The 849-nt window shown below is 53.8% G+C and carries 1 protein-coding gene; it reads left to right on the top strand.

The features are described from left to right. Nucleotides 1-22: 22 nt before the first annotated feature. On the top strand, nucleotides 23-849 hold an 827-nt coding region (locus AK963_RS29825; protein ID WP_139117812.1), incomplete at its 3' end, for a hypothetical protein.

The raw sequence follows: 849 nt of genomic DNA, 5'->3' as shown, positions 1-849 counted from the left end.
TAAAATCACCCCAGCTGATGTGATGACAGCGTATGCAAATGACAAAACCTCCCTACGAGGAGCCTTCTTCCTGCAAAAGCTCTGCTTAAAGAACATTCCAAAAGACCAGAGAAAAATCAGCCCGGATCAGGTCATTCAAGAATTCAATCGAGCTCCAGATCAAAATAATAAGTATCAGTTAGCGATAGCGCGCTTCAAAGCGGAATGTTGCCTGAGGGGCCTGCTGTTGACACCGGATGGCAAGCAGAAACCCGAGCAGGTCACACCGGATGCGGTGGTTAAGGATTTCCCAGATAGTCCAGAAGGCAAGCTGGGGATAGCGCGCTTTAAGGAACAATGTTGCCTGAGGGGCCTGCTGTTGACACCGGATGGCAAGCAGAAACCCGAGCAGGTCACACCGGATGCGGTGGTTAAGGATTATCAGGCAGCCAAAGCAACACTGGAGCTAGCGCGCTTCAAAGCGGAATGTTGCCTGAGGGGCCTGCTGTTGACACCGGATGGCAAGCAGAAACCCGAGCAGGTCACACCGGATGCGGTGGTTAAGGATTATCAGGCAGCCAAAGCAACACTGGAGCTAGCGCGCTTCAAGGCGGAATGTTGCCTGAGGGGCCTGCTGTTGACACCGGATGGCAAGCAGAAACCCGAGCAGGTCACACCGGATGCGGTGGTTAAGGATTATCAGGCAGCCAAAGCAACACTGGAGCTAGCGCGCTTCAAAGCGGAATGTTGCCTGAGGGGCCTGCTGTTGACACCGGATGGCAAGCAGAAACCCGAGCAGGTCACACCGGATGCGGTGGTTAAGGATTATCAGGCAGCCAAAGCAACACTGGAGCTAGCGCGCTTTAAGGA

The sequence above is a fragment of the Endozoicomonas atrinae genome, assembly GCF_001647025.1.
GTDB classification, from domain to species: Bacteria; Pseudomonadota; Gammaproteobacteria; order Pseudomonadales; family Endozoicomonadaceae; genus Endozoicomonas; species Endozoicomonas atrinae.
This window is presented reverse-complemented; position numbering and strand designations above follow the sequence as displayed.